The organism is Pantoea sp. GM_Pan_4 (assembly GCF_026541005.1).
Taxonomy (GTDB): Bacteria; Pseudomonadota; Gammaproteobacteria; order Enterobacterales; family Enterobacteriaceae; genus Pantoea; species Pantoea dispersa.
On the sequence record NZ_JALNUZ010000001.1, the window covers coordinates 16046 to 42329 of the forward strand.

At 57.9% G+C, this 26284-nt stretch carries 26 protein-coding genes; 15 read left to right on the top strand and 11 right to left on the bottom strand.

What is annotated here, in order from left to right:
- Positions 1-2 precede the first annotated feature (2 nt).
- Both argS and OXR61_RS00080 read right to left on the bottom strand, forming a co-directional pair.
- Positions 3-1733 carry an arginine--tRNA ligase gene (gene argS, locus OXR61_RS00075; RefSeq protein WP_241798679.1) on the bottom strand — a complete coding sequence of 577 codons (1731 nt, stop codon included), beginning with the start codon at positions 1731-1733 and terminating at the stop codon, positions 3-5.
- Positions 1734-1899: 166 nt separating this feature from the next.
- Positions 1900-2022, bottom strand: a complete 123-nt coding sequence (locus OXR61_RS00080; protein WP_007889544.1) for a hypothetical protein — start codon at positions 2020-2022, stop codon at positions 1900-1902.
- 313 nt (positions 2023-2335) lie between these two features.
- On the opposite strand from OXR61_RS00080, the gene OXR61_RS00085 reads away from it, so the two are divergent.
- Positions 2336-2896 (top strand): VOC family protein, encoded by a 561-nt coding sequence (locus OXR61_RS00085; RefSeq protein ID WP_241798680.1) that lies wholly within the window; start codon positions 2336-2338, stop codon positions 2894-2896.
- Here the strand turns inward: OXR61_RS00085 and OXR61_RS00090 are convergent.
- Entirely contained in the window at positions 2893-4032 is a 1140-nt protein-coding gene (locus OXR61_RS00090; RefSeq protein WP_125310396.1) for a PatB family C-S lyase, read from the bottom strand. The genes OXR61_RS00085 and OXR61_RS00090 overlap by 4 nt on opposite strands.
- A gap of 85 nt (positions 4033-4117) precedes the next feature.
- Here OXR61_RS00090 and cutC point away from each other — a divergent pair, with 85 nt between their 5' ends.
- From cutC to OXR61_RS00105, 3 genes are all read left to right on the top strand, one after another.
- A complete protein-coding gene (cutC, locus tag OXR61_RS00095; RefSeq protein ID WP_021509959.1) occupies positions 4118-4870 on the top strand; it encodes a copper homeostasis protein CutC in 753 nt (250 codons plus the stop codon).
- A 168-nt stretch (positions 4871-5038) separates the two neighbouring features.
- A complete protein-coding gene (locus tag OXR61_RS00100; RefSeq protein WP_241798681.1) occupies positions 5039-5887 on the top strand; it encodes a hypothetical protein in 849 nt (282 codons plus the stop codon).
- Positions 5888-5932: 45 nt separating this feature from the next.
- Positions 5933-6553 carry a LysE family translocator gene (locus OXR61_RS00105; protein WP_058757506.1) on the top strand — a complete coding sequence of 207 codons (621 nt, stop codon included), beginning with the start codon at positions 5933-5935 and terminating at the stop codon, positions 6551-6553.
- A gap of 3 nt (positions 6554-6556) precedes the next feature.
- On the opposite strand, the gene cmoB is transcribed toward OXR61_RS00105, so the two are convergent.
- The 3 genes from cmoB to OXR61_RS00120 all read right to left on the bottom strand — a co-directional run bounded on the left by cmoB (position 6557) and on the right by OXR61_RS00120 (position 9150).
- The gene (gene cmoB / locus OXR61_RS00110; RefSeq protein WP_241798682.1) at positions 6557-7525 is read right to left on the bottom strand and encodes a tRNA 5-methoxyuridine(34)/uridine 5-oxyacetic acid(34) synthase CmoB; all 969 of its coding nucleotides are present in this window, start codon (positions 7523-7525) and stop codon (positions 6557-6559) included.
- Positions 7522-8250, bottom strand: a complete 729-nt coding sequence (gene cmoA, locus OXR61_RS00115) for a carboxy-S-adenosyl-L-methionine synthase CmoA (RefSeq protein ID WP_241798683.1) — start codon at positions 8248-8250, stop codon at positions 7522-7524. The genes cmoB and cmoA overlap by 4 nt, the downstream gene beginning before the upstream one ends.
- A gap of 78 nt (positions 8251-8328) precedes the next feature.
- Positions 8329-9150: a DUF72 domain-containing protein gene (locus tag OXR61_RS00120; RefSeq protein WP_241798684.1), complete on the bottom strand. Its 822-nt coding sequence runs from the start codon at positions 9148-9150 to the stop codon at positions 8329-8331.
- A 230-nt stretch (positions 9151-9380) separates the two neighbouring features.
- On the opposite strand from OXR61_RS00120, the gene aspS reads away from it, so the two are divergent.
- The 6 genes from aspS (at position 9381) to ruvB (ending at position 14925) form a co-directional block, all read left to right on the top strand.
- Positions 9381-11162 carry an aspartate--tRNA ligase gene (gene aspS, locus OXR61_RS00125; RefSeq protein WP_058757509.1) on the top strand — a complete coding sequence of 594 codons (1782 nt, stop codon included), beginning with the start codon at positions 9381-9383 and terminating at the stop codon, positions 11160-11162.
- Positions 11162-11593, top strand: a complete 432-nt coding sequence (nudB, locus tag OXR61_RS00130) for a dihydroneopterin triphosphate diphosphatase (protein WP_021509966.1) — start codon at positions 11162-11164, stop codon at positions 11591-11593. The genes aspS and nudB overlap by 1 nt, the downstream gene beginning before the upstream one ends.
- A 241-nt stretch (positions 11594-11834) precedes the next feature.
- A complete protein-coding gene (locus tag OXR61_RS00135; protein ID WP_021509967.1) occupies positions 11835-12578 on the top strand; it encodes a YebC/PmpR family DNA-binding transcriptional regulator in 744 nt (247 codons plus the stop codon).
- 37 nt (positions 12579-12615) lie between these two features.
- Positions 12616-13143 carry a crossover junction endodeoxyribonuclease RuvC gene (gene ruvC, locus OXR61_RS00140; protein ID WP_021509968.1) on the top strand — a complete coding sequence of 176 codons (528 nt, stop codon included), beginning with the start codon at positions 12616-12618 and terminating at the stop codon, positions 13141-13143.
- 154 nt (positions 13144-13297) lie between these two features.
- Positions 13298-13912 carry a Holliday junction branch migration protein RuvA gene (gene ruvA / locus OXR61_RS00145; RefSeq protein WP_021509969.1) on the top strand — a complete coding sequence of 205 codons (615 nt, stop codon included), beginning with the start codon at positions 13298-13300 and terminating at the stop codon, positions 13910-13912.
- 8 nt (positions 13913-13920) lie between these two features.
- A complete protein-coding gene (gene ruvB, locus OXR61_RS00150) occupies positions 13921-14925 on the top strand; it encodes a Holliday junction branch migration DNA helicase RuvB (protein WP_021509970.1) in 1005 nt (334 codons plus the stop codon).
- A 6-nt stretch (positions 14926-14931) separates the two neighbouring features.
- On the opposite strand, the gene znuB is transcribed toward ruvB, so the two are convergent.
- Together znuB and znuC are read right to left on the bottom strand one after the other, a co-directional pair.
- Positions 14932-15717: a zinc ABC transporter permease subunit ZnuB gene (gene znuB, locus OXR61_RS00155; RefSeq protein ID WP_021509971.1), complete on the bottom strand. Its 786-nt coding sequence runs from the start codon at positions 15715-15717 to the stop codon at positions 14932-14934.
- A complete protein-coding gene (znuC, locus tag OXR61_RS00160; protein WP_031280192.1) occupies positions 15714-16469 on the bottom strand; it encodes a zinc ABC transporter ATP-binding protein ZnuC in 756 nt (251 codons plus the stop codon). Before znuC ends, znuB begins: the two co-directional genes overlap by 4 nt.
- Positions 16470-16546: 77 nt before the next feature.
- Between znuC and znuA the strand changes: the two genes are divergently transcribed.
- The 3 genes from znuA to lpxM all read left to right on the top strand — a co-directional run bounded on the left by znuA (position 16547) and on the right by lpxM (position 19963).
- Positions 16547-17518 (top strand): zinc ABC transporter substrate-binding protein ZnuA, encoded by a 972-nt coding sequence (znuA, locus tag OXR61_RS00165; protein WP_021509973.1) that lies wholly within the window; start codon positions 16547-16549, stop codon positions 17516-17518.
- Positions 17519-17532: 14 nt separating this feature from the next.
- The gene (mepM, locus tag OXR61_RS00170; RefSeq protein ID WP_031280193.1) at positions 17533-18861 is read left to right on the top strand and encodes a murein DD-endopeptidase MepM; all 1329 of its coding nucleotides are present in this window, start codon (positions 17533-17535) and stop codon (positions 18859-18861) included.
- A gap of 127 nt (positions 18862-18988) precedes the next feature.
- Entirely contained in the window at positions 18989-19963 is a 975-nt protein-coding gene (gene lpxM, locus OXR61_RS00175; RefSeq protein WP_021509975.1) for a lauroyl-Kdo(2)-lipid IV(A) myristoyltransferase, read from the top strand.
- Between the two features lie 44 nt (positions 19964-20007).
- Here the strand turns inward: lpxM and OXR61_RS00180 are convergent, their stop codons facing one another.
- From OXR61_RS00180 to OXR61_RS00190, 3 genes are all read right to left on the bottom strand, one after another.
- Positions 20008-21243 (bottom strand): MFS transporter, encoded by a 1236-nt coding sequence (locus OXR61_RS00180; protein ID WP_021509976.1) that lies wholly within the window; start codon positions 21241-21243, stop codon positions 20008-20010.
- Positions 21244-21335: 92 nt separating this feature from the next.
- A complete protein-coding gene (gene pyk / locus OXR61_RS00185; protein ID WP_021509977.1) occupies positions 21336-22778 on the bottom strand; it encodes a pyruvate kinase in 1443 nt (480 codons plus the stop codon).
- Positions 22779-22885: 107 nt separating this feature from the next.
- Positions 22886-23755, bottom strand: a complete 870-nt coding sequence (locus OXR61_RS00190; protein WP_031280194.1) for a MurR/RpiR family transcriptional regulator — start codon at positions 23753-23755, stop codon at positions 22886-22888.
- A 373-nt stretch (positions 23756-24128) separates the two neighbouring features.
- Between OXR61_RS00190 and zwf the strand changes: the two genes are divergently transcribed.
- A complete protein-coding gene (gene zwf, locus OXR61_RS00195) occupies positions 24129-25604 on the top strand; it encodes a glucose-6-phosphate dehydrogenase (RefSeq protein ID WP_021509979.1) in 1476 nt (491 codons plus the stop codon).
- A 160-nt stretch (positions 25605-25764) separates the two neighbouring features.
- Positions 25765-26211: a hypothetical protein gene (locus tag OXR61_RS00200; protein WP_021509980.1), complete on the top strand. Its 447-nt coding sequence runs from the start codon at positions 25765-25767 to the stop codon at positions 26209-26211.
- Positions 26212-26284 lie beyond the last annotated feature (73 nt).

Sequence of the window (26284 nt, forward strand, 5' to 3'; positions counted from 1 at the left end):
GCTTACATTCGCTCGACGGTTTTGATGCCCAGCGTATCCAGCCCCTGCTTCAGGGTTTTCGCCGTCAGCGCAGCCAGCTGCAGACGGCTGTTGCGTACGTTTTCCTCTTCGGCGGAGAGAATCGGGCAGTGCTCATAGAAGCCCGAGAACAGACCGGCCAGATCGTACAGATAAGCACACATCACGTGCGGCGTGCCGTCGCGCGCGACCTGGGTGATGGTCTCTTCAAACTGCAGCAGACGGGTCGCCAGCAGCGCTTCGCGCTCGTCAGTCAGGATGATATCACCGTGCAGGCTGTCTGCCTCAATGCCCGCTTTACGGAATACTGAGAGCACACGCGTGTAGGCATACTGCATGTACGGCGCGGTGTTGCCTTCAAACGCCAGCATGTTGTCCCAGTCGAAGATGTAATCGGTGGTGCGGCTTTTCGACAGGTCGGCGTATTTCACCGCGCCGATGCCGACCACTTCCGCCAGCTCTTTCAGCTCTGCCGCGCTCATCTCCGGATTCTTCTCGCTGACCAGCGCATGGGCGCGCTCAACGGCTTCATCCAGCAGATCGGAGAGTTTGATGGTGCCACCGCTGCGCGTCTTGAACGGACGGCCATCTTTGCCCAGCATCATGCCGAACGCATGGTGCTCCAGCGGCACTGACTCCGGCACATAGCCCGCTTTGCGCACGATGGTCCACGCCTGCTGCAGATGCTGATGCTGGCGGGAATCGATGTAGTACAGCACGCGATCGGCATGCAGCGTTTCATAGCGATATTTGGCGCAGGCGATATCGGTGGTGGTGTAGAGATAGCCGCCATCCTTCTTCTGGATGATCACGCCCATCGGTTCACCTTCCTTGTTTTTGAACTCATCAAGGAAAACCACGGTGGCGCCTTCGCTGGTCACCGCCAGCCCTTTTTCGCGCAGATCGGTGACGATGCCCGGCAGCATGTCGTTATACAGGCTTTCACCCATCACATCCTTACGCGTCAGGGTGACGTTAAGGCGGTCATACACCTGCTGGTTCTGACTCATGGTGATATCCACCAGCTTCTTCCACATGGCGCGGCAATATTCGTCGCCACCCTGCAGTTTCACCACGTAACCGCGGGCGCGCTCGGCGAAGGCTTCGTCTTCGTCATAGGTGCGTTTCGCTTCGCGGTAGAAGGCTTCCAGATCAGCCAGCGCGATATCTTCATGATGCTCGTTCTGCTGCTTCTCCAGATAGGCGATCAGCATGCCAAACTGTGTACCCCAGTCACCGACGTGATTAGCGCGGATGACGTGATGGCCGAGGAACTCCTGGGTGCGTACTGCGGCATCACCGATGATGGTGGATCGCACGTGACCGACATGCATCTCTTTCGCCACGTTGGGCGCCGAGTAGTCAATCACGATAGTCTGAGGTGTCACTTCGCTGACGCCCAGGCGTGGCAGCTGCAGCGCCTGCGCGGCCTGCTGTGCCAGCCACTGGCGGTCGAGGAAGATGTTGATAAAGCCGGGACCGGCGATGTCGACTTTGCTGGCGATGCCAGCCAGATCCAGATGCTGAACTACCTGCTCAGCCAGCTGGCGCGGCACCTGACCGAGCTTTTTCGCCACGGCCATGATACCGTTCGCCTGGTAATCGCCGAACTGCACTTTTGCAGACTGACGAACCTGCGGTTCGCAATCGGCCGGTGCGCCTGCCGCCACCATCGCCTGACTGACTTTATCGGAAAGAAGAGCCTGAATATTCACCGCGTTACCTTCATATGCTGAAAAGGCCCGCCAGCTGAGGGCGAGCCGATGTCGTCATCCCGCGTGCGTGTCGGGACGGAAAAAATAAGAGGGGAAGTATACGTGAAATGTTGGGGTGCGTCAGCAATCGGTTATGGCTGCCGTTGGACGCAGGCCCGCGCGCCGGTTAACGGCGGCGCGGGTGGCGACGGGGATTTTTAACGCTTTTGTCTTCACGCACCTTCCAGTGGCGGGAAATTGCAAATCCCATCAAGGCTATCAGGACCGCGACAACAATGAGCATAGACATAGGGCCATTCCTTGTAGTTGTGAAACCCAAATTTATAAGAAAGGGTCAGCTACTGCAATTGATTGACGGGTAAATAAGAGTTATCTCATTGTATTAACTATTGTTAATAATAACAGTTGGTTAAGGCGCTTTTATAAAGTAACGTGTGGACCTGATTACGCGATTAATCCGAAAGAGAGGGGCGATTTATGCGGTTTTTGAAGGTTTTTGGCGTGAAATCGGATGAATCCGAGCATTTTGTCAAGCGAAAGCTGCGGCAGCCCTGTTTTTTTATTGATTAAAAGATCTGAACTGAGTTTGAGGTATTTAACGTATGAATCTGGATTTTCCTTCAGAACTGAGTGACTTAAAACAAGACCTGTCCCGATTTGAACAGGCTTTGCAACACTTTGCGGCACGCCTCGGTCTTGACCTCACGCAGCACGAGGCGGACCACGTGGCGGTGCGCTGTCACCAGTTCGCCACGGCAGAACGCTGGAAAGCCGGGTTAATGCAAATCGGCGAGCAGTTTTCCGAAGCGATGATTAATGGACGGCCGATCTGCCTGTTTAAGTTGCATCAGCCGCTGCGCATCGCGGGCTGGCAGGTGGATGTGATCGAGCTGCCGTGGCCCGGTGAGAAGCTGTATCGCCATGAAGGCTGGGAGCATGTGGAAATTGTGTTGCGCGGCGAGCCGGAAACGCTGGGCATGCGTGCGATGGCGTTGCTGGCAGACGAGGCGCTGACGCAGCCGGGCATCGCGTTTAAAACCAGCACGCCGCAGGGTGAAAATGAACGTCTGCCCAATCCGACCTTAGCGGTGACGGACGGGCAAACTACCATCAAGTTTCATCCATGGCGGCTGGAGGAGATCGTTGCCAGCGAACAGACTTAGCGCCGCGCTGCCACCGCCTGCTGCAGGCGCGATACCGCCTGCTGCAGGGTGGCGTGCGTGCAGCCAAAGTTGAAGCGCACGAAGCGATCGTCGCCAAAATCACGGCCCGGCGAGAAACCGAGACCGTGTTTTTCGAAATACAGCGCCGGGCTGGCAACATCCAGCTGGCTGGCGTCAATCCAGCCGAGATAGCTGGCCTCTGGCGCGACCATGCTGAGTTCCGGCAGCGCATTCACCTGCTGCACCAGCCAGTCACGATTGGCGCGCAGGTAAGCAAGCTGGTCCGCCAGCCATGCATCACCGCCGCGCCATGCGGCTTCCGCCGCCACCAGCGCCAGAATATCCACGCCCGGTACGATGCCTTCACGCACCTGCTTAAAGCGTTTCCGCAGTTCGGGATGAGGGATAATGGCCATGGACGCACCCAGCCCGGCGATGTTGAAGGTTTTAGACGGCGAAATCAGGGTGATGCTGCGCTGGGCGGCGTCTTCGCTCAGCGAGGCAAACGGAATGTGCTGTACGCCAGGCGTCAACAGCAGGTCACAATGGATTTCATCGGAGCACACCAGCAAATCGTGGCGTTGGGCAAAGGCCAGCTGCGCCTCCAGTTCATCACGGCGGTAGACGGTGCCGCCCGGATTCTGCGGATTGCACAGCATGAGCAGGCGCTCGTTGCCCTGCATCTGGCTGTCATCCAGCTGCATCACCCAGCGATCCTGCTGCAATTGCAATGGCAGATTGACCTGAGCGCGCTGCGCCAGCCGCGCCGCCGCGCGAAACGGCGGATAAATCGGCGTCGGTGCCACGGTGCTCTGCGACGACTCGGTAAATGCCCGGACCGATAAATTCAGTCCGCTCACCACGCCCGGCAGCAACACAATCCATTCTGGCTCAATCTGCCAGCCATAGCGCTGGGCTAAGCGGGAAATAGTGATATCAATCAAACCGTGCGGCGTCGCGCCATAGCCGAAAACACCGTGGTCGGCACGCTGTTTAATGGCCTCAATGATGCACGGCGGCGAGCGAAAATCGGTGTCGGCAACCCACAAAGGCAGCACATCGCGATCACCATATTTGTGCCATTTCAAACTATCGCTGTGACGACGGTCTATCCCTTGATCAAAATCGAATGCCATAGTGCGCTTTCCACGTAAACTGTCTGAATGAGCAGACTAACTGATGCACTCCTCCCGAGCCAGCAGTCATGAAAAGGAGCAAGGTATGACGAAACTGGAAATTTGTTGCTATGGCATCGACTGCGCAATGACTGCGCAGGCGTCCGGTGCCGATCGCGTGGAGCTGTGCAGTGCTCCGCGTGAAGGCGGACTGACACCTTCGGCGGGTATGCTGGAAGCCGCACAACGTGAACTGACCATTCCGGTCCACCCGATCGTGCGGCCGCGCGGCGGCGATTTTTGTTACACCGCACGCGAATTTGAGGTGATGAAATCGGACGTGGCGCGTATTCGCGAGCTGGGTTTTCCTGGCCTGGTGATTGGCATGCTGGACGAAGATGCGCACGTCGACACGGTACGCATGCAGCAGATTATGGCGCTGTGCGACGGCATGGCGGTGACTTTCCATCGCGCCTTTGATTTGTGCCACAGCCCGAAGCGTTCGCTGGAGGTTCTGACTGATTTAGGGATCGCCCGCATTCTGACTTCCGGTCAGCAGCAGAGCGCTGAAACCGGAATTGCATTATTACGGGAACTAAATGAATACAGCACCGGTCCAATCATTATGGCAGGGGCAGGCGTGCGCCTCAGCAATCTGCAAAAGTTCCTCGACAGCGGATTGCAGGAAGTCCACAGCTCCGCCAGCCGTGCCGTCGCGTCACCGATGCGCTACCGTAAAGCCGGTGTCTCGATGTGTTCTGAAGCGGAAACCGATGAATTCAGCCGCTCCTGTGTCGATGGCGATGTCGTCGAAGCCATGAAGAGCATGATGCAGATGAGCGTTGACCGGGTCGCCTGACCCGTACCAATTTTGCCGCGCAGCACGCCGAAAACCTGACGTGATGTTTGCAAGTACCAAACCCCAGTTCCTTGCTGGGGTTCTTTTTGTCTGCCGCTTCGCCATGAATAGCGCATTGGTGAAAAAGATGCTTTGATTACTCTATGGCTTAACGCGCGGATAACGCTGATGAAATCCCTCCCTTATGCTGTTGTGATTCTGCTGTTCCCCGTTGCCGGCGCGGCGCTGGCCGCCAGCAGCACCTGCCCGCCGCTGAGCAAAAACATCACCAGCAGCAACAACTGGATTATGCTGGGCGGCGATGCCAAAGGCGCGGTGCGCCAGGTGGTGGCCGGGGAGTTTGGTAAAGACGTCAACTCGCAGAAGCGCGTGCTCGGGCAGTTTGACCAGTGCGGCGATCTGATGGTGGCTGACATCACCTATGACAAAAGCGAAGGCAACGTGGTGCTGAGCATGGAGCAGCATATCGCGCGCGTGCAGCGCGGCTGGGTGGCTGACTATGCTTATCTGGTTAAAGTGACCCGCGCGGGCAAAGAGGAAGTGGTGGATAACCGGCAGGGCACCATCAGCTGGCAGATGGGGCAACACGGCAACATCATCAGCGCCTCGGACAAATTTACCAGCATGGGGAAAGAGGGCTTTACCGATACCACTTACCGCTACGATAAACACTTCCGGCTGGAAAAAAGTATTGCGCGCGGCAGCGATGAATTGACTAACGGCGAGAATACCTGGCGCTGGAATCAGCAGGGGCTGGTGGTGGCATCCACCAGCGCGCGCAGCAAAGAGACCTACAGCTACGATAATCAGTGGCGCGAACTGCGGCTGCACGGCACCTCGACCACGCCGGTCAGCACTTTGCGATCGGTGGATGAGTGCCAGTTGTGGGACGAGGTGGGCAATTGCACGCTGAGCTATTTGCATGAGACCGAAGTGTTTGCCAAAGGCACCATTGAGCGGCATCTGAGTTCGGCCTACAAATATCAGTACTGGGATCGTCCGGCGACGGACAATTGATGCGCCGTCGCGTATGCTGTTCTGTGCACAACCCGGGAGCCCATCATGACACTGATTATTTCATTCCTTTTCGCCATTACCCTGCTTACGCTGACGCCCGGCTTCGATACCGCGCTGGTGCTGCGTTCAGCGGCTGCGCAGGGCTGGCAGCGTGCCTCAGCGACAGCATTGGGCGTTACGCTCGGCTGTCTGGTGTGGGGCGTGGCGGTCGGGCTGGGCTTAGGCGCACTGCTGCTGGCTTCGGAAATGGCTTATAACCTGCTGAAAGGCATCGGTGCCGTGTACCTGCTGTATCTCGGCGTCAGACTGCTGCTTAACCCGCGCAGCACGGTGGCCAGCGGGCAGGAGGGGCAAAAGCGGGAAGAGCGCTATCTGACCTGCTTCGCGCGTGGCCTGACCGGTAACTTGCTCAATCCCAAAGTCGGGGTTTTTTACGTCACTTTTCTGCCGCAGTTTATCCCGGCCGGCGGATCGGTGGCGCTGTGGTGCACGCTGATGGCGCTCACCCACATGGTGATTGGCTTAGTGTGGAACGCGGTATTGATTAGCGGCAGCCAGTACTTTGCTGGTCATCTGCGCCGTCCGGCAGTGTTAAAAGTGATGGATCGCCTGACCGGCTGCGTGTTTATTGGTTTCGCCGCGAAGCTGGCGCTGTCGCGGCGTTAAGCGTTACGGTTTGCGCGCCACCAGCACGGCACGCAGCGGGGCGGGATAGCCTTCAATCGTTTTGCTGCTGTCGTGCGGATCGAGGAACTCCGCCAGCGATTCGCTGGTCATCCAGTCGGTGCGACGCTGCTCTTCCACCGAGGTGATGGCGTAATCGGCGATGCGCACATCGACAAAACCGCACTTCTCCAGCCAGTTTTTCAGCGCCGCCGCAGACGGAATAAAGTAAACGTTGCGCATCTGCGCATAGCGTTCACCCGGCACCAGCACCGCGTTTTCATCGCCTTCAATCACCAGCGTCTCCAGCACCAGTTCACCGTCGCTGACCAGCTGATTTTTCAGCTGCAGCAGATGGTCGAGCGGCGAACGCCGGTGATAGAGCACGCCCATGGAGAACACGGTATCGAACGCCTGCAGCGCCGGTAGCTGCTCAATACCCAGCGGCAGCAGATGCGCACGACGATCGTCACCCAGCAGCTTACGCACCGCTTCGAACTGGCACAGGAACAGCTGCATCGGATCGATACCGACCACCAGCTGCGCGCCGGCACCAATCATACGCCACATGTGATAACCGCTGCCGCAGCCCACATCCAGCACGGTTCGACCGGCCAGCGAAGAGATATGCGGCAGCACGCGGTCCCACTTCCAGTCGGAGCGCCATTCGGTGTCGATGTCGCAGCCGTAGAGCGAAAACGGCCCTTTGCGCCACGGCATCAGGTTACGCAGCAGCTTTTCGATGCCGGCGCGCTGGCGATCGGTTAACGCGTCATTCTGCGCGCTGACGCTGTGCAGCAGATCGAGCTGCTGCGGCACCAGCAGCGGCAGATTGTCGACCGACTTCTCCCAGTTGCGAAAGTGCCCGTGCAGGTTTTCACGCTGCCAGGCGGCGACCTGCGCCGGCAACACTTCCAGCCAGCTGGCGAGCGGACCGGTGGCGATTTGCTGATAAAAACGGCCAAAATCAATCATTTCAACGCCACCAGTGAGCCAAAGTTAAAGCACTGGAACCACAGCTCGGCGTGGGCAAAGCCAGCGCTTTTCAGACGGGCTTTATGCTTTTCCACGCTGTCCGTCAGCATCACGTTCTCCAGCATGCTGCGCTTCTGGCTGATCTCCAGCTCGCTGTAGCCGTTGGCGCGCTTAAAGTCGTGGTGCATGTTGAACAGCAGTTCGCCGACGTCGGCATCTTCAAAGCTGAACTTTTCCGACAGCACCAGCGCACCGCCCGGATTGAGGCCGGCAGCGATTTTTTGCAGCAGCGTCAGGCGCGCGTCCGGCTCGAGGAACTGCAGGGTAAAGTTGAGCACCACCAGTGAGGCGTTTTCGATGTGGATATCGCGGATATCCGCTTCCAGCACCTGCACCGGCGTAGCGGCGCGGAAGGCGTCGATGTGACGGCGGCAGCGTTCCACCATCGCCGGGGAATTATCGACGGCAATAATCTGGCAACCCGGTGCCTGAATATTGCGGCGCACCGCCAGCGTGGCCGCGCCCAGCGAGCAGCCGAGATCGTAAACCTGGCTGTTGGGCTGCACAAAGCGTTCTGCCAGCATGCCAATCATCGAAATGATGTTGGAGTAACCCGGCACCGAGCGCTGAATCATATCGGGAAAGACTTCAGCCACGCGCTCGTCAAAGGTCCAGTCGCCCAGTTTATCGATGGGCGCGGAGAATAGCGTATCGCGGTCAGACATAATGAATTATCCGGAGAGAAAACGGAAAGGGCGCTATTCTGGCAGAAACTGCCGCAGGCTGCACCCGTTTCCCTGCGTTTAGAACAGGCTGGATTGCTGTGGCCAGGCGGGGAGCGGGCGCAGCGTCGGCTCCAGCTGTTGCAGCTGCGGCCACAGCGCCTGCAGCAGCGGAAACACCGCGCCCATATCCGGCGTGTGGATGAACAGCAGCGGGTCGCTGTCGTGCTGCCAGTCCGCCAGTTTTTGCTGCCAGACATCAAACAGCGACAGGCTCTCCTCCACGCTGTCGCTGCCGATAAAGCGCACCATCGGCTGTCCGGCAGTGCGCACCGCATGCGTCGGCACGCGCGGCTTTTGCGCGCGCGCATGCGCGGCGGCCGGGCTGAGCGAGGCAGAGGCGTGCACCGGACGGCTGTCGAGAATCACCCGATTAACCCCGCGCTGATGCAGGCCGCGATTCAGCGCGCGCTCGGCCTCGCCTTTGGCAAAAAAGGCCGCATGGCGCACTTCAACGCCATAGTGAAAGCTGCGCGGCAGGCGATCGAGAAACGCCCATAAATCTGTCAGCTGCGCCGGTGAAAAGGCGGCGGGCAGCTGCAGCCAGTACTGGCCGATGCGCTGGCTGAGCGGATCCAGCAGGCGCAGAAATTCATTCACCAGCTCATCGCAGTTCTTCAGCGCCGCTTTGTGGCTGATGGTGTCAGGAAATTTAAAGCAGAAGCGAAAGGCGTCGTCAGTCATGTCATACCAGCGCTGCACTACTTCGGGTTTGGGCAGCGCGTAAAGCGTGGTGTTGCCTTCGACGCAGCCGAACAGCCGAGCGTAATCCGCCAGGGTTTCGATACCCAATACTTTCCAGTTGGCGTGCTGCCATTGTGGTAATCCAATACGAAGTGTCAAAACTGCTCCTGCCTGCTGTGGCGCGGAAAATGCGCCGTACGTTACCTGGTTTTGCCACGGGCAGGAACCGATCGCGCGGCAAACGCTGACGATTTGTCCGCTTTGCGCGGGATCTGCTTATCCTGCCTGCCATTTTCCATTATAATAGCCGCCTTTTTTGCGGCAGCATCTCAGAAGGTTACGCGGCCTGATGCTGTCTGGCAGCAGCGGCGAAGTTAAAAGGATACGTTATGCGTACAGAATATTGCGGACAGCTCAATCTGTCTCATGTGGGTCAGCAAGTTACTCTCTGCGGCTGGGTCAATCGCCGTCGCGATCTCGGCAGCCTGATTTTTATCGATATGCGTGACCGCGAAGGCATCGCGCAGGTGTTTTTCGATGCCGATCATCAGCAGGCTTTCCAGCTGGCGTCTGAACTGCGTAATGAATTCTGTATCCAGATCACCGGTACCGTGCGTGCGCGTGAAGAGAAAAACCGCAACAGCGACATGGCCACCGGTGACATCGAAGTGTTCGCCCATGAGCTGAACATCATTAACCGCGCAGAACCGCTGCCGCTGGACTCTAACCAGACCAACAGCGAAGAAGCGCGTCTGACCTATCGCTACCTCGACCTGCGTCGTCCGGAAATGGCGCAGCGTCTGAAAACCCGTGCCAGAATTACCAGCTTCGTGCGCCGCTTTATGGACGGTGAAGGCTTCCTCGACATCGAAACCCCGATGCTGACCAAAGCCACGCCGGAAGGCGCGCGTGACTACCTGGTGCCGAGCCGGGTGCACAAAGGTAAATTCTACGCGCTGCCACAGTCACCGCAGCTGTTCAAACAGCTGCTGATGATGTCTGGTTTTGACCGCTACTATCAGATCGTCAAATGCTTCCGTGACGAAGACCTGCGTGCAGACCGTCAGCCGGAGTTCACCCAGATCGACGTGGAAACCTCGTTCATGAGCGCTGAGCAGGTGCGCAGCGTGATGGAGCAGATGATCCGTGAGCTGTGGCTGGACATCAAAGGCGTCGACCTCGGTGACTTCCCGCAGATGACCTTCGCCGAAGCGATGAATCGTTACGGCTCCGATAAGCCAGACCTGCGTAACCCAATGGAGCTGGTAGACGTTGCTGACCTGCTGAAAAGCGTTGAATTCCAGGTGTTCGCCGGCCCGGCAAACGACCCGAAAGGGCGCGTTGCGGCGCTGCGCGTGCCGGGCGGTGCCGCGCTGACGCGTAAGCAAATCGACGAATACGGCAGCTTTGTCGGCATTTACGGTGCCAAAGGTCTGGCGTGGATGAAGATCAATGCGCGCGCCAGCGGTTTCGATGGCGTACAGAGCCCGGTGGCCAAATTCCTGACGCCAGAGATCGTTGAAGCTATTCTGCAGCGTACCGACGCGCAGGACGGCGACCTGATCTTCTTCGGCGCCGACCGTGCCAAAGTGGTGGCGGATGCACTGGGTGCACTGCGCCTGAAAGTGGGCCGTGACCTGCAAATCACCAATGATAAAGCCTGGGCTCCGCTGTGGGTGGTTGACTTCCCGATGTTCGAAGAGGACGACGAAGGCGGCCTGGCGGCGATGCACCATCCGTTCACCTCGCCAAAAGCGCTGACGGCGGAACAGCTGGCGGCCGATCCGACGCAGGCGGTGGCGAACGCCTACGATATGGTGATCAACGGTTATGAAGTGGGCGGCGGTTCAGTGCGTATCCACAGCGGCAATATGCAGCAGACGGTGTTTAGCATTCTGGGCATCAGCGAAGAAGAGCAGCGTGAGAAGTTTGGCTTCCTGCTGGATGCGCTGAAGTTCGGTACCCCGCCGCACGCAGGTCTGGCATTCGGTCTTGACCGTCTGACCATGCTGCTGACCGGCACCGACAATATCCGCGATGTGATTGCGTTCCCGAAAACCACCGCGGCGGCCTGTCTGATGACCGAAGCACCGAGCGAAGCCAATCCGGCGGCGCTGGCGGACCTCGGTATCCAGATCGCGCCGAAGAAAGTCACTCCAGAGACGAAATAATGGGCTATAAACACCCGGTATCGGTGCTGGTGGTGATTTTTGCGCAAGATACCGGCCGGGTGTTAATGCTGCAGCGGCGCGATGACCTCAGCTTCTGGCAGTCGGTTACCGGCAGCCTGGAGCCGGGCGAAACGCCGGCGCAAACGGCGCAGCGCGAAGTGGCTGAAGAGCTGGCGATTGATATCGCCGCAGAGGGGCTGGTGCTGGAAGATTGCCACAAACAGATTGAGTTTGAGATCTTTCCGCACTATCGCCATCGCTATGCGCCGGGCATCACGCATAACCGGGAACACTGGTTCCGGCTGGCGCTGCCCGCCGAACGCCAGCCAGTGCTGAGCGAGCACCTCGCCGCACAGTGGCTGACACCGGTCGCCGCCGCCGCACTAACCCGCTCGTGGAGTAATCGTCAGGCAATCGACGAATTTATCTGAATGCCCGCCACCGCGCGTTTTTCCGGTGGTTTTATCGTTAAATTACAGACATACGGTGTAAGTCGAAAGATTTGCACCGCTAAAATAGAACAGTCAGGCGTCATCGGCGCAGCAAGGTTGTTCACCGCCAGCGCACAGCAACCGGAGCGTACATGAGTACGTGAGGATTGCGCGCACTGCCGGGGAACAAGATTGCCAGCAAGATAGCCTGCACCCTGTTAAAGATCGGAGAATATGTAAGATGGCTGGACACAGTAAATGGGCAAACACGAAGCACCGCAAAGCGGCTCAGGACGCCAAGCGCGGTAAAATCTTCACCAAAATTATTCGCGAGCTGGTGACAGCGGCCAAGCTGGGCGGTGGCGATGCCGGCTCCAACCCGCGTCTCCGCGCAGCGATGGACAAAGCCCTGTCCAACAACATGACGCGTGACACCATGAACCGTGCGATCGCGCGCGGCGTCGGCGGTGAAGATGACAGCAACATGGAAACCATCATCTATGAAGGTTACGGTCCGGGCGGCTCTGCGGTCATGGTGGAGTGTCTGAGTGATAACCGTAACCGTACCGTGGGCGAAGTGCGTCACGCCTTCAGCAAAACCGGTGGCAACCTCGGCACCGACGGTTCGGTCTCTTACCTGTTCAGCAAGAAGGGTGTGATCTCCTTCGCGCCAGGCCAGGACGAAGATGCCGTGATGGAAGCGGCGCTGGAAGCCGGTGCAGAAGACGTCGTGAGCTATGACGATGGCGCGATTGACGTCTTTACCGCGTGGGAAGAGCTGGGCAGCGTGCGCGATGCACTGGAAGCCACTGGTCTGAAAGCCGACAGTGCTGAAGTGTCGATGATTCCATCAACCAAAGCGGAACTGGATGCCGAGACGGCTCCTAAACTGCTGCGTCTGATCGACATGCTGGAAGATTGTGATGATGTGCAGGAAGTTTACCATAACGGTGAAATTTCTGATGAGGTAGCGGAAACGCTGTAATGGCGTTACGCAAACCCCTGCAATACGGAGACGCGCTATGGCGATAATACTCGGGATTGACCCCGGCTCGCGCGTCACCGGCTACGGTGTCATCCGCCAGACCGGCCGCCAGCTCAGCTATCTGGGCAGCGGCTGTATCCGCACTAACGTCACCGATCTGCCTTCCCGCCTCAAACTGATTTACGCTGGCGTCAGCGAAATCATCACCCAGTTCGCGCCGGATTACTTCGCCATTGAGCAGGTGTTTATGGCGAAGAACGCGGATTCGGCGCTCAAGCTGGGGCAGGCGCGTGGCGCGGCAATTGTCGCAGCAGTCAACCTTGATCTGCCGGTGTTTGAGTATGCGGCCCGTCAGGTGAAGCAGACGGTAACCGGCATCGGTAGCGCGGAAAAAAGCCAGGTGCAGCACATGGTGCGCACGCTGCTCAAACTGCCGGCCAATCCGCAGGCGGATGCCGCCGATGCGCTGGCCATCGCCATCACCCATTGCCACGTCAGCCAGAATGCGGCGCGCATGAGCGACAGCAAACTGGTACTGACGCGCGGACGTTTGCGATCCGGTTAGCAAAAGCGTGGCCATTCAATAGGCTGGATATGCATCCAGCCTTTTTTATGATATACATAGCCGACATTTTACCTTCAGCAGGCGCGCGGTTGAGCGCGGTGTGGCAGGAGGCCGATGATTCAGACGCTTATACATACACTAAGGAATTGCTCAGGTGATTGGTCGTTTACGAGGCATTATTCTGGAAAAACAGCCGCCGCTGGTGCTGATTGAGGCGCACGGTGTGGGTTACGAAGTGCACCTGCCAATGACCTGCTTTTACGAGCTGCCGGACATCAACCAGGAAGCGATTATCTTCACCCAGTTTGTGGTGCGGGAAGATGCGCAGCTGCTGTTCGGGTTTAACAGTAAGCAGGAGCGGGCGCTGTTCCGTGAGCTGATCAAAGTCAACGGCGTCGGGCCCAAACTGGCACTGGCGATTCTTTCCGGCATGTCAGCGCAGCAGTTTGTCACGGCGGTGGAGCGCGAAGAGATCGCCTCGCTGGTGAAGCTGCCGGGCGTGGGCAAGAAAACCGCTGAGCGTCTGGTGGTTGAGATGAAAGATCGCTTCAAAGGTATGCACGGCGACCTGTTTGGCGGCGACTCGGCGTTTACCCTGACCACACCGTCGGCACAGCAGGATAACAATGACGCCGAGGCTGAAGCAGTTGCGGCGCTGGTAGCGCTGGGTTATAAACCGCAGGAAGCCAGCCGTATGGTCAGCAAGGTTGGCAAACCAGATGCGGATTGTGAAACCCTGATTCGCGAAGCCCTGCGCGCTGCTATTTGAGGTAATGCATGATTGAAGCCGACCGCCTGGTCTCGGGCAGTTCTTTCACTGAGGAAGAGAGCCTCGACCGCGCTATTCGCCCCAAACTGCTGACGGAATATGTCGGGCAGCCGCAGGTGCGCGAGCAGATGGAGATTTTTATCCAGGCCGCCAAACTGCGCGGCGATGCGCTGGACCACCTGCTGATCTTTGGTCCGCCCGGGCTGGGTAAAACCACGCTGGCCAACATCGTGGCCAATGAGATGGGCGTCAATCTGCGCACCACATCCGGTCCGGTGCTGGAAAAGGCCGGTGACCTGGCGGCGATGCTCACCAACCTTGAACCGCACGACGTCTTGTTTATCGATGAAATTCATCGCCTGTCGCCGGTAGTGGAAGAGGTGCTGTATCCAGCGATGGAAGATTATCAGCTGGATATCATGATCGGTGACGGACCTGCAGCGCGCTCGATCAAACTGGATTTGCCGCCGTTCACCCTGATTGGCGCTACCACCCGCGCAGGCTCGCTCACCTCACCGCTGCGCGATCGCTTTGGGATTGTGCAGCGCCTGGAGTTCTACAATGTGCCGGATCTGCAGCACATCGTCGGACGCAGCGCCGCCTGCCTGGGGCTGACGCTGAGCGAAGAGGGCGCGCTGGAAGTGGCGCGCCGCGCGCGCGGTACGCCGCGTATCGCCAACCGCCTGCTGCGCCGTGTACGTGACTTCGCCGAAGTGCGCGCCAGCGGCAACATGAGTGGCGAAGTGGCCGCCAGCGCGCTGGATATGCTCAATGTGGACAATCAGGGCTTCGACTATATGGACCGCAAGCTGCTGCTGGCGATCATCGACAAGTTCATGGGCGGTCCGGTGGGGCTGGATAACCTGGCGGCGGCGATTGGTGAGGAGCGTGAAACCATCGAGGACGTTATCGAACCCTTCCTGATCCAGCAGGGCTTTATTCAGCGCACGCCGCGCGGCCGGATGGCCACGCAGCACGCCTATAAGCATTTCGGCATCAGCCGCGAAGAGTAACCGGCGTCACGCCGCCGGTTTTTTTGCCATGCTGATAATGAACAGTACCGCAGCACACAGCACCACCGACGGACCGGCCGGGGTGTCGTAGCTGGCAGAGAAGGTCAGGCCACCGGTGACGGCAATGATGCCGATGAGCACCGCAAAGCCGGCCATCTGTTCTGGCGAACGCGAGAAGCGTCGCGCCGTGGCGGCCGGAATGATCAGCAGTGAAGTAATGATCAGCGCGCCAACAAATTTCATCGCCACACCAATGGTCAGCGCGGTTACCAGCATCAGCATCAGGCGGGTACGCTGAATGTTTACGCCGTCTACCTGCGCCAGCTCCGGACTGATGGTCATCGACAGCAGCGAACGCCATTGCCACGCCATCACCACCAGCACGATTGCCACGCCGCCCGCCATCAGCGACAAATCATCCGGGGTGATCGCCAGCAAATCGCCAAACAGATAGGCCATCAAATCAACGCGCACGCCCTGCATCAGACTGACCACCACCAGACCCAGCGACAGCGCGCTGTGCGCCATAATCCCTAACAGCGTATCGATCGCCAGATGCGGGCGTCGTTCCAGCCACACCAGCCCGAGCGCCAGACAGACGGTGACCAGAATCACCGCATAATAGGGGTTCACATTCAGCAGCAGACCAAACGCCACGCCGAGCAGAGAGGCGTGGGCGAGGGTATCGCCGAAATAGGACATGCGGCGCCAGACGACAAAAGAGCCGAGCGGACCGGCCGCCAGGGCCAGCAAAACGCCGCCCAGCCAGCCGGGTAATAACAGTTCAATCATGACGGGCCGTTTCCTTTGCGCAGAACAATGCGTCCCTGTAAATCGTGACGGTGATTATGGTGATGGCGGTAAATCGCCAGCTGCTGTGCGCCGCGTGGGCCAAACATTGCGATAAATTCCGGGTGCTGCGAGACGGCTTCCGGCGTGCCGGAACAGCAGATGTGATGGTTGAGGCACAGCACTTCGTCGGTCTTTGCCATCACCAGATGCAAGTCGTGCGACACCATCAGCACGCCGCAGTTGAGCTCGCGTCGCAGTTGATCGATCAAGTCGTAGAGCGCCACCTGGCCGTTAACATCCACGCCCTGCGTCGGTTCGTCCAGCACCAGCAGCTGCGGCTGGTTGAGCAGGGCGCGCGCCAGCAGCACGCGCTGCGTTTCGCCACCAGACAGTTTTTGCAGCGGTGACTGCAGCAGATGGCCGGCCTGCACCCGCTTCAGCGCCGGCAGAATATCGTCACGGCGACTGCCGCGCGTCAGACGCATAAAGCGCTCAACGCTGATCGGCAGCGTCGGATCAATGTGCAGCTTTTGCGGCACATAGCCAATACGCAGCCCCGGCGCGCGGCGGACGCTGCCGCTGTCTGGCGCGAGCAGGCCGAGTACCGTGCGCACCAGCGTGGACTTGCCAGCTCCGTTGGGACCCAGCAGGGTGAGAATTTTGCCCGGCTGCAGCGACAGGCTGATGCCTGCCAATACCGCACGCTGGCCAAACTTCACCGAAATGTTTTCGAGTGTAACAAGTGACGACATGATATTTACGGGTTGCATAGAATTTCGAATGTTATAATATCACATTCCATCACCTGGTCACGATGGAATGACGCATTATGTTACACAATAAAAAGCGCCTGGCTTTTACCCTTTCTGCGGCGACGTTAAGCCTCGCCACCACGTTATCCGCGCAGTCTGCGGTGGTGGCTTCAATCAAGCCTCTCGGATTTATCGCAGCCGCCATTGCCGATGGCATTACGCCGGTTGAAGTGTTGCTGCCGGACGGTGCTTCAGAGCACGATTATGCCTTACGGCCATCCGATGTAAAACGTATTAAAAACGCTGACTTAGTGGTATGGACCGGTCCGGAGATGGAAGCCTTTCTGACGAAGTCCGCCGGGGGGTTACCGGCCAGTAAAAACCTCGAAATTGCCGCCTTGCCTGGCGTAAAACCGCTATTGATTAGCGGCGGTGAAGATGAGGACGAACATGAGCACGGTCATGATCACGACCATGACTCAGACAATTCTGAGAAGCAAGACCCGTCTCATACTCATCACCACCACGGCGAGTTTAATATGCACCTGTGGATGTCGCCGGAGATTGCGAAACAATCTGCTGTTGCAATCCACGGAAAATTATTGGAACTTATGCCGCAAAGCAAAGCCAAACTTGACGCCAACCTGCAGCAGTTTGAGGCACAATTGGCGGACACAGACAAACGGATTGGCGCACAACTCGCGCCGGTACGGAACAAGGGTTATTTCGTTTTTCACGACGCTTACAGCTACTTTGAGAAACATTACGGTTTATCACCATTAGGTCATTTTACCGTCAATCCTGAGATCCAGCCGGGCGCCCAGCGTTTACATCAAATACGAACACAGTTGGTTGAGCAGAAAGCAGTCTGCGTTTTTGCTGAACCACAATTCAGGCCGGCGGTCATCGATGCCGTGTCTCGCGGAACCAGCGTGCGTAAAGGCACCCTCGACCCGTTAGGCATGGGAATCAGCTTAACCAAAGACAGCTACGTGAAATTCCTCTCACAGCTGTCAAGCCAGTATGCGAGCTGCCTGAATGGAGCATAGAGGAATAGGTAAAAGTGCAGCAGATAGCCCGCTCTGTCGCCCTCGCATTTAATAATTTGCCGCGCCCCCACCGCGTTATGCTGGGGTCACTCACCGTTGTTACACTGGCCGTCGCTGTCTGGCGGCCTTACGTCTATCATCCCCGCGATGTTGCGCCCATCGTGAAAGACATCACGCTGGACAAAAACGAACTGCGCACGCTGCTGCCGGAAGCCAGTGAACCGATCGATCAAACCACGGCGGAACCGGAAGACGAGATCCCGTCGGATGACATCGACAAAGACGTACCGGTCAATCCCGATCAGCATGACTACACCGTTTCCTCAGGCGATACGCTGAGCAGCGCGCTTAATCAGTACGGTATCGATCTCGGTGACATCAATGCGCTGGTCAGCAGCGACAAGAGTTTGCGTAATCTGCGCGTGGGACAACAGCTGAGCTGGACGCTGGATGCCGATGGCGCGCTGCAGGACTTCACCTGGGAGATCGATCGGCGTGAAACCCGCACCTATGCGCGTCAGCCGAATGGCAGCTTTAAGATGCAGCAGGAGATGCAGAAGGGTGAATGGCAGAACAGCGTGCTGAAAGGCGAAGTGCGCGGCAGTTTCGCCGCCAGCGCCCAGCGCGCCGGCCTGACCAGCGCCGAAACCAGCAGCGTGATTAAAGCCATGCAGTGGCAGATGGATTTCCGCAAACTGCGAGCCGGCGATGACTTTAGCGTACTGATGTCGCGCGAGATGCTGGACGGTAAAAGTGCGCAGAGCCAGCTGCTCGGCGTGCGCCTGCGCACCGGCGGTAAAGATTACTACGCGTTCCGCGCGGAAGACGGCAAGTTCTACGACCGCAACGGCTCCGGTCTTGCGCGGGGCTTCATGCGCTTCCCGACGGTCAAGCAATACCGTGTCTCGTCAAACTTCAATCCGCGCCGCCTCAATCCGGTGACCGGGCGCATCGCGCCGCATAAAGGCGTCGATTTTGCGCTGCCGATTGGTACGCCGGTGCTGGCCGTCGGCGATGGCGAAGTGGTGATCGCGAAAAACGGCGGAGCCGCCGGTAACTACGTCGCGATCCGTCACGGTCGCCAGTACATGACCCGCTACATGCATCTGAGCAAAGCGCTGGTGAAACCGGGACAGAAAGTGAAACGCGGCGATCGCATCGCGCTTTCCGGTAACACCGGCCGCTCTACCGGACCGCATCTGCATTATGAAGTGTGGATCAACAACCAGGCGGTCAACCCGCTGACGGCGAAGCTGCCGCGCATGGAAGGGCTGACTGGTAAAGATCGCAGCACCTATCTGGCGCAGGTGAAGAGTTATCTGCCACAGCTGACGCTGAAATAACGTTAATTTCCGGGCAAACGTGCAAAAACCGACGGATTCTTCGTCGGTTTTTTGCTATCTGGCCTGTGAAGATTGCAAAATTACCTGCCGTCACTATTATTGAGCCGTCATTGTCAGAGGCGAGTGCATGGAAACCCGAAAAAAAAATAACAGTGAGTTTATTCCCGTTTTTCAACGTTCTTTTTTAAAGCCGAAATACTGGGGCAGCTGGCTGGCGATTGGTGCGCTGGCCGGTATGGCGATGCTGCCGGCCAAGGTGCGCGATCCGGTGCTGGGCGGGCTGGGTAAGTTTGCCGGCAAGCTGGCGAAAAGTGCGCGCCGCCGTGCGCTGATCAATCTCTACTATTGCCTGCCGGAGCTCAGCGAAGCGCAGCGCGAAGAGATTGCTGATCGTATGTTTGCCACCGCGCCGCAGGCGATGGTGATGATGGCCGAGCTGGGGATGCGTAATCCTGAACGCGTGCGCCAGCGCGTTGAGTGGCACGGCCGCGAGATCATCACGGCGCTGCAGGAGAATCATGAGAACGTGATTTTCCTCGTGCCGCACGGCTGGGGCGTGGATATTCCGGCGATGCTGCTGGCTTCGGAAGGCCAGATGATGGCGGCGATGTTCCACAATCAAAGCGATCCGCTGATGGATTATATCTGGAACACCGTGCGTCGCCGTTTCGGCGGCCGCATGCACGCGCGCAACGACGGCATCAAACCGTTTATCGCCTCGGTGCGTCAGGGCTATTACGGCTACTATCTGCCGGACCAGGATCACGGTGCTGAGCACAGCGAGTTTGTCGATTTCTTTGCTACCTATAAAGCGACATTACCGGCGGTCGGACGTCTGATGAAAGTGTGCCGTGCGCGCGTAGTGCCGCTGTTCCCGGTGTATAACAGCGCGACGCACAAGCTGGAGATTTATGTGCGCCCGCCGATGGACGATTTGCTGGATGCCGATGACACCACGCTGGCGCGGCGCATGAACGAAGAGGTGGAAATCTTCGTGCGTCCGCATCCGGAGCAGTACACGTGGATTCTTAAGCTGCTGAAGACGCGTAAAGCAGGGGATATTGAGCCTTACGCGCGAAAGGATTTGTACCCGCGTAAATAGCTAACGCGTGCTGAACCGTGCCGCCCGGCACGGTTCGTCATCACTCATTCGACGCTTGTCAGGCGACTGCGCCGCTTACGCTCGCGCAGGAACAGCGTCACCAGGCCAAACCACAACACGCCGGCGACGAAGTTGATCGCGCTGAACCACGGCGTACCGCCGCTGAAATAACCGCTTTTCGCCACTTCAATGCCCGCCGCCAGCGTCAGAATGCTGATCATCCCCAGCATGGCGGCGATGCTGCCTTTGCCTTCGCTGCTGGAATAGAGCGTCAGCCGGTACAGCCCGGCGTTGACCATCCCGGCACCAAACGCATACAGGCTAAGGCCGGCGGTGAGCAGCAGGTAACTGTGGCTGTTGAGCAGGTTCGCCACCAGTGCGATGCTCAGGCCGAGCAGAATCGGCCAGGCGGCAAATTTAACCGGTTGCTCGATGGCCACGCGTCCCGCCAGTTTGCCCAGCGTCAGGTTACCGGCGATCATCGCCAGAAACACCGGTAATTGCAGCAATGCATACTGCAGGCGGGATAAGCCCTCTTCATGTATCAGAATCACCGGCGACAGCGCCACCCAGGTAAGAATCGGGATGAACACCAGGCCGATAGCGAAGGAGCCGTACATCACCTGCTTATCGCGCGCCAGCCGTCCGTAGCCGCGCGCCAGGTTTGGTAACGCAATGGAGTGGCTGCGATCGCCGGCGGTTTCCGGCATGATGCGCCACAGCACCACAAACGCCAGCAGGCTGCAAACCGCAAACAGCCAGAACATGCTGCGCCATTCGCCCACCGTGAGCCAGGCGGCACCGGCCAGCGGACCCGCCAGCGGTGCCAGCAGCGCCACGTTAGCCATCAGCGCCATCATGCGCACAGCTAACGCCTCGTCAAACGCCTCCTGCACTGCGGCATAGCTTACTGCGCCAATGAAGCACAGGCTGATGCCCTGGATAAAGCGCAGCGTAACGAACTGCTCGATGTTGCTCACCCAGGTGGTGAGAACACAGGCGGCGGCAAAGAACAGAATGCCGAACAGCAACACCGGACGCCGGCCATATTTATCCGACAGCGGACCGAGCAGCCACTGCAGCACCACGCCGCCCATCAGATAGGCAGTGAGTGAGGTGGATACCCATTCCGGGCCGACGTTAAACTCGGCGGTGACCAGCAGCATGCCGGGCTGAATCATGTCGTGGGCGATGTAAGTCGCGAACTCAAACAGCACCAGCGCGAGCGGAAACAGCAGCACGCGCCCGGTGAGTTGACTGATGGGTTGATAGCGGGCCATCTGGCCTCCTTGTCAGTGAAAAATAAAACGCGACTGCCAGGCAGTCGCGTTTGTCCATGTTGTTACAGCCGCTGTCAGGAGGTGCGTAAAACTCAGTCTACGCGCAGGACACGGCTGGTGTTGGTGGTGCCGGTGGTCGCCATCACGTCGCCCTGGGTGACAATCACCAGATCGCCGGAGACGAGGAACCCTTTGTCGCGCAGCAGATTAACCGCATCGTGCGCGGCGGCGACACCATCGTTGTTGCTGTCAAAGAACACCGGCGTCACGCCACGGTACAGCGCGGTCAGGTTCAGGGTACGTTCATGACGTGACATTGCGAAGATCGGCAGACCGGAAGTGATGCGCGACGTCATCAGTGCGGTACGGCCAGATTCGGTCATGGTAATGATGGCCGACACGCCCTGCAAATGGTTAGCGGCGTACATTGCCGACATGGCAATCGCTTCTTCGATGTTGTCGAACTGCACGTCCAGGCGGTGTTTGGATACGTTCACGCTTGGAATTTTTTCCGCGCCGAGACACACCTTCGCCATCGCCGACACGGTTTCCGCCGGATACTGACCGGCCGCCGTTTCTGCCGACAGCATCACCGCATCGGTGCCGTCCAGCACGGCGTTTGCCACATCCATCACTTCCGCGCGGGTCGGCATCGGATTGGTGATCATCGACTCCATCATCTGGGTAGCAGTAATGATGGTGCGGTTCAGCTGACGCGCACGCCGAATCAATGCTTTCTGAATGCCCACCAGCTCCGGATCGCCAATTTCCACACCGAGATCGCCACGCGCCACCATCACCACGTCGGAGGCGAGGATGATGTCGTCCATCGCTTCCTGCGTTGCCACTGCTTCGGCGCGCTCCACTTTTGCCACCAGTTTGGCGTCGCAGCCGGCATCGCGTGCCAGACGGCGCGCGTAGTTCATGTCTTCGCCGTTACGCGGGAAGGAGACCGCCAGATAGTCGACGCCAATTTTCGCCGCGGTAATGATATCCAGCTTATCTTTTTCGGTTAGCGCTTCAGCCGACAAACCGCCGCCGAGCTTGTTGATGCCTTTATTGTTGGAGAGCGGACCGCCGACGGTCACTTCGGTGAACACTTTTACACCCTGAACTTCCAGCACCTTCAGCTGCACACGACCGTCGTCCAGCAGCAGGATATCGCCCGGCACCACATCTTCCGGCAGGCCTTTATAGTCGATACCGACTTTCTCTTTGTCGCCTTCGCCTTTGCTCAGGTTGGCATCCAGCAGGAAGCGGTCACCGACATTGAGGAAAACTTTGCCTTCTTTGAAGGTTGATACGCGAATTTTAGGGCCTTGCAGATCGCCAAGAATGGCGACGTGGCGACCGAGTTTGGCCGCAATCTGCCGCACTTTATCGGCGCGCAGTTGATGATCTTCCGGGGTGCCGTGGGAGAAATTGAGTCGCACAACGTTAGCGCCTGCCGCGATGATTTTTTCGAGGTTGTTATCGCGATCGGTGGCGGGGCCGAGGGTTGTAACGATCTTGGTTCTTCTGAGACGTCTGGACATGAAGGACTCCGTTGACAAAGTATCGTGTCGATCACAAGTGACACGCAATGGTCACTCATTCTATATGATCGAGGGGCTGTGATTCGACTCACATTGTGAATGTGATGTTAATTATTTTGCTGTGCACGTGATTCCGGTGCCGGCTTTTCGAGGCGCGACGCTTTCAGCGCCTCTTTTACCCGTTTGAGATTCTCGCGGAAAGCGGTACCGCGCTCCAGGGTAAAACCGGTTGCCAGCACGTCAACCACGGTGAGCTGCGCCAGGCGGGAAACCATCGGCAGATAGATGTCGGTATCTTCCGGTACATCCAGCGTCAGCGCCAGCGTGGCTTCATCTGCCAGCGGCGATCCGGGCGAGGTGATAGCCAGCACGGTGGAAGCGTTTACACGCGCCAGGCGAGCCAGTTCTATCATATTTTTGGTGCGGCCAGTATGCGATATCAGAACAAACACGTCATTTGGTCCACTATTTATGCAACTCATGCGCTGGATCACAATATCCTCGGACCAGATAACCGGCAGATTAAAACGCAGAAATTTATTGGTGGCATCATGCGCCACTACCGCCGAGGCGCCAAGACCAAAGAAGGCCACTTTATGCGCCTGTGACAATGCCTGCACCGCCTGAGCCACCACTTGCATATCCAGTTGCTGACGCACGCGGCTGAGTCCCGCCAGCGCGGAATCGAAAATCTTGTGGCTGTAGCGTTCTACGCTGTCATTTTCTTCGACATCGCGACTGACCCAGCTCGGTCCTTTGGCCAGACTCTGTGCCAGCTGCAGCTTGAAATCGGGAAAGCCGCGCGTGCCCATGCGGTGACAGAAGCGGTTCACCGTCGGTTCGCTGACCTGCGCCGCCTGTGCCAGCGTGGCAATGCTCGAGTGCATCGCCTGCTGCGGCGCGGCCAGAATCTGTTCTGCCACTTTGCGTTCTGATTTGCTCAGCGCGGCCAGCTGCGCCTGTATTTGATCCAGCATGTTGTTAACCCGATGACCATCAATCACTTTTTTGCGTTCACCCGTGCGTGAAATCGCTGCCAATTATGCGGAATATACCGTGTAATAGCCTGACGTACGCAGCGGCGGACAAATGTAACCGCGCTTTTTTTGTCATACTTTGATCGCTGCCGGGTTTTCGCCCGACAAACATCGAAACAGAAAAAGGCGCGTTAGCGCACTTCGCAACACGTTAAATGCGCCCCGGCGGTGCAGGATAATCACCTGTAACCGACCGCAGCCGGGTTGTCCTGGCGCGGTGAAAAAAGTACATTGTGCTGTAAGAAAATTACAATAAGGACCCGGCAGGATGAGGACGCTCAGGCCGGGTATATCCTGCAACGAGGAGAGGAAAATGGCGGTAACACAAACAGCCCAGGCATGCGATCTGGTGATTTTCGGTGCCAAAGGCGATCTTGCACGCCGGAAACTGTTGCCTTCACTGTATCAGCTGGAGAAAGCCGGTCAGATTCACGATACCACGCGCATTATTGGCGTGGGTCGCGCGGAGTGGGACAAAGAGGCCTACACCAAAGTGGTGCGTGAAGCGCTGGAAACCTTCATGAAGGAGAAGATTGACGAAGCGCTGTGGGACAAACTCAGCGGCCGTCTCGACTTCTGCAACCTCGACGTTAACGACACCTCGCACTTCTCGAAACTGGGCAAGATGCTGGATCAGAAAAACCGCGTCACCATCAACTACTTTGCCATGCCGCCGAGCACCTTTGGCGCCATCTGTGAAGGCCTGGGCGCCGCTAAACTCAACGCCAAACCGGCGCGCGTGGTGATGGAGAAGCCGCTTGGCACCTCGCTGGAGACCTCGCAGGAGATTAACGACAGCGTCGGTAAATTCTTCGATGAAAGCCAGGTGTTCCGTATCGACCATTATCTCGGTAAAGAGACGGTGCTCAACCTGCTGGCGCTGCGTTTTGCCAACTCGATTTTCGTCAATAACTGGGACAACCGCACCATCGACCACGTGCAGATTACCGTGGCGGAAGAGGTAGGTATCGAAGGCCGCTGGGGTTACTTCGACAAAGCCGGCCAGATGCGTGACATGATCCAGAACCACCTGCTGCAGATCCTGACCATGATCGCCATGTCGCCGCCGTCCGATCTCAGTGCTGACGCGATTCGTGATGAGAAGGTGAAAGTGCTGCGCTCGCTGCGCCGCATCGACCAGACCAACGTGCGCGAGAAAACCGTACGCGGTCAGTACACTGCCGGTTTTGTGCAGGGCAAAAAAGTGCCGGGCTACCTGGAAGAAGAGGGGGCTAACAAGCAGAGCAGCACCGAAACCTTCGTCGCCATCCGCGTGGATATCGATAACTGGCGCTGGGCGGGCGTGCCTTTCTACCTGCGCACCGGTAAGCGTCTGCCGACCAAGTGCTCAGAAGTGGTGGTGTACTTCAAAAACCCGGAAATGAACCTGTTTAAGGACTCTTACGCCGAGCTGCCGCAGAACAAGCTGACGATTCGTCTGCAGCCGGACGAAGGCGTGGATATTGAGATCCTCAACAAGGTACCGGGTCTCGATCACAAGCATAAGCTGCAGACCACCAAACTGGATCTGAGCTACTCCGAAACCTTCAATCAGTCGCATCTGGCGGATGCCTACGAGCGTCTGCTGCTGGAAACCATGCGCGGCATTCAGGCACTGTTTGTGCGCCGCGATGAAGTTGAAGCGGCGTGGACTTATGTCGATTCGATTATTGAAGCGTGGAATGCGGATGGTGACGCCTCCAAACCGTATCAGGCCGGCACCTGGGGCCCGGTGGCGTCGGTAGCGATGATCACCCGCGACGGCCGTTCATGGAACGAGTTTGAATAACCGCTCCTGTATCGCTGACTGAGAAGTTTATATTTACGCCCCTGCGCTGTTCGCCAGGGGCGTTTTGTTTTCAGTCAGCAGGGTTTATCCTGGTCGCCATTAATGGCAACCCTACAGAATGGTGCGCAATAATGCGCAAATGATAATGCTAAGGAAACGTATGGAAACGCTATTGCGCAATAAATGGAGTTCTGTCGGTATGCTGCTGGGGGCCATAGCATTCATGCTGGTTGCAGTTCACTTTACTTTCGGCCCGTTCCAACATCGTCCCTCAATTGAGCAGGTGGTAGCAGAACAGATTGCCGCAGTGAAGAAAGGTGTTCTTGCCGGACTAAAAGGAGAGAACGTGCAAAGTTCTACATCGAAAACCAGCAAGATGGACATCGATGGGCTGCTTACCATTACGGATGTCGTGCTGGCGTCTATTGCCCTGCTGCTGGCCGCGTTTGGTGGTATGCGCAAAGAGAGCCGCTGGAGTGTTTACGGCGCGCTGTTTTTCGCAGGTGCCACTCTGACGTTCCATGCCATCGTGGCTGGTATGGCTCTGGTCAGTGCACTGGTGTTTTTATTAATTGTTTTAGCGGTTGTCTCACTGGTGCTGGGTTAAAACTGCAGACGCAGGCATCAGGCTCAACTTGCGAGCGGATACAGGTCATCACCAAAATGAACCGCGGTTTCAA

What these genes read in the sequence shown, in the direction of transcription:
- pyk (WP_021509977.1), bottom strand. Translation starts at nt 22,778, where the DNA reads ATGTCCAGACGTCTCAGAAGAACCAAGATCGTTACAACCCTCGGCCCC.
- OXR61_RS00105 (WP_058757506.1), top strand. Translation starts at nt 5,933, where the DNA reads ATGACACTGATTATTTCATTCCTTTTCGCCATTACCCTGCTTACGCTG.
- ruvC (WP_021509968.1), top strand. Translation starts at nt 12,616, where the DNA reads ATGGCGATAATACTCGGGATTGACCCCGGCTCGCGCGTCACCGGCTAC.
- OXR61_RS00100 (WP_241798681.1), top strand. Translation starts at nt 5,039, where the DNA reads ATGAAATCCCTCCCTTATGCTGTTGTGATTCTGCTGTTCCCCGTTGCC.
- OXR61_RS00190 (WP_031280194.1), bottom strand. Translation starts at nt 23,755, where the DNA reads ATGCTGGATCAAATACAGGCGCAGCTGGCCGCGCTGAGCAAATCAGAA.
- znuA (WP_021509973.1), top strand. Translation starts at nt 16,547, where the DNA reads ATGTTACACAATAAAAAGCGCCTGGCTTTTACCCTTTCTGCGGCGACG.
- ruvB (WP_021509970.1), top strand. Translation starts at nt 13,921, where the DNA reads ATGATTGAAGCCGACCGCCTGGTCTCGGGCAGTTCTTTCACTGAGGAA.
- OXR61_RS00085 (WP_241798680.1), top strand. Translation starts at nt 2,336, where the DNA reads ATGAATCTGGATTTTCCTTCAGAACTGAGTGACTTAAAACAAGACCTG.
- cutC (WP_021509959.1), top strand. Translation starts at nt 4,118, where the DNA reads ATGACGAAACTGGAAATTTGTTGCTATGGCATCGACTGCGCAATGACT.
- aspS (WP_058757509.1), top strand. Translation starts at nt 9,381, where the DNA reads ATGCGTACAGAATATTGCGGACAGCTCAATCTGTCTCATGTGGGTCAG.
- OXR61_RS00180 (WP_021509976.1), bottom strand. Translation starts at nt 21,243, where the DNA reads ATGGCCCGCTATCAACCCATCAGTCAACTCACCGGGCGCGTGCTGCTG.
- OXR61_RS00090 (WP_125310396.1), bottom strand. Translation starts at nt 4,032, where the DNA reads ATGGCATTCGATTTTGATCAAGGGATAGACCGTCGTCACAGCGATAGT.
- zwf (WP_021509979.1), top strand. Translation starts at nt 24,129, where the DNA reads ATGGCGGTAACACAAACAGCCCAGGCATGCGATCTGGTGATTTTCGGT.
- cmoB (WP_241798682.1), bottom strand. Translation starts at nt 7,525, where the DNA reads ATGATTGATTTTGGCCGTTTTTATCAGCAAATCGCCACCGGTCCGCTC.
- cmoA (WP_241798683.1), bottom strand. Translation starts at nt 8,250, where the DNA reads ATGTCTGACCGCGATACGCTATTCTCCGCGCCCATCGATAAACTGGGC.
- nudB (WP_021509966.1), top strand. Translation starts at nt 11,162, where the DNA reads ATGGGCTATAAACACCCGGTATCGGTGCTGGTGGTGATTTTTGCGCAA.
- znuC (WP_031280192.1), bottom strand. Translation starts at nt 16,469, where the DNA reads ATGTCGTCACTTGTTACACTCGAAAACATTTCGGTGAAGTTTGGCCAG.
- znuB (WP_021509971.1), bottom strand. Translation starts at nt 15,717, where the DNA reads ATGATTGAACTGTTATTACCCGGCTGGCTGGGCGGCGTTTTGCTGGCC.
- OXR61_RS00200 (WP_021509980.1), top strand. Translation starts at nt 25,765, where the DNA reads ATGGAAACGCTATTGCGCAATAAATGGAGTTCTGTCGGTATGCTGCTG.
- OXR61_RS00135 (WP_021509967.1), top strand. Translation starts at nt 11,835, where the DNA reads ATGGCTGGACACAGTAAATGGGCAAACACGAAGCACCGCAAAGCGGCT.
- lpxM (WP_021509975.1), top strand. Translation starts at nt 18,989, where the DNA reads ATGGAAACCCGAAAAAAAAATAACAGTGAGTTTATTCCCGTTTTTCAA.
- OXR61_RS00080 (WP_007889544.1), bottom strand. Translation starts at nt 2,022, where the DNA reads ATGTCTATGCTCATTGTTGTCGCGGTCCTGATAGCCTTGATGGGATTT.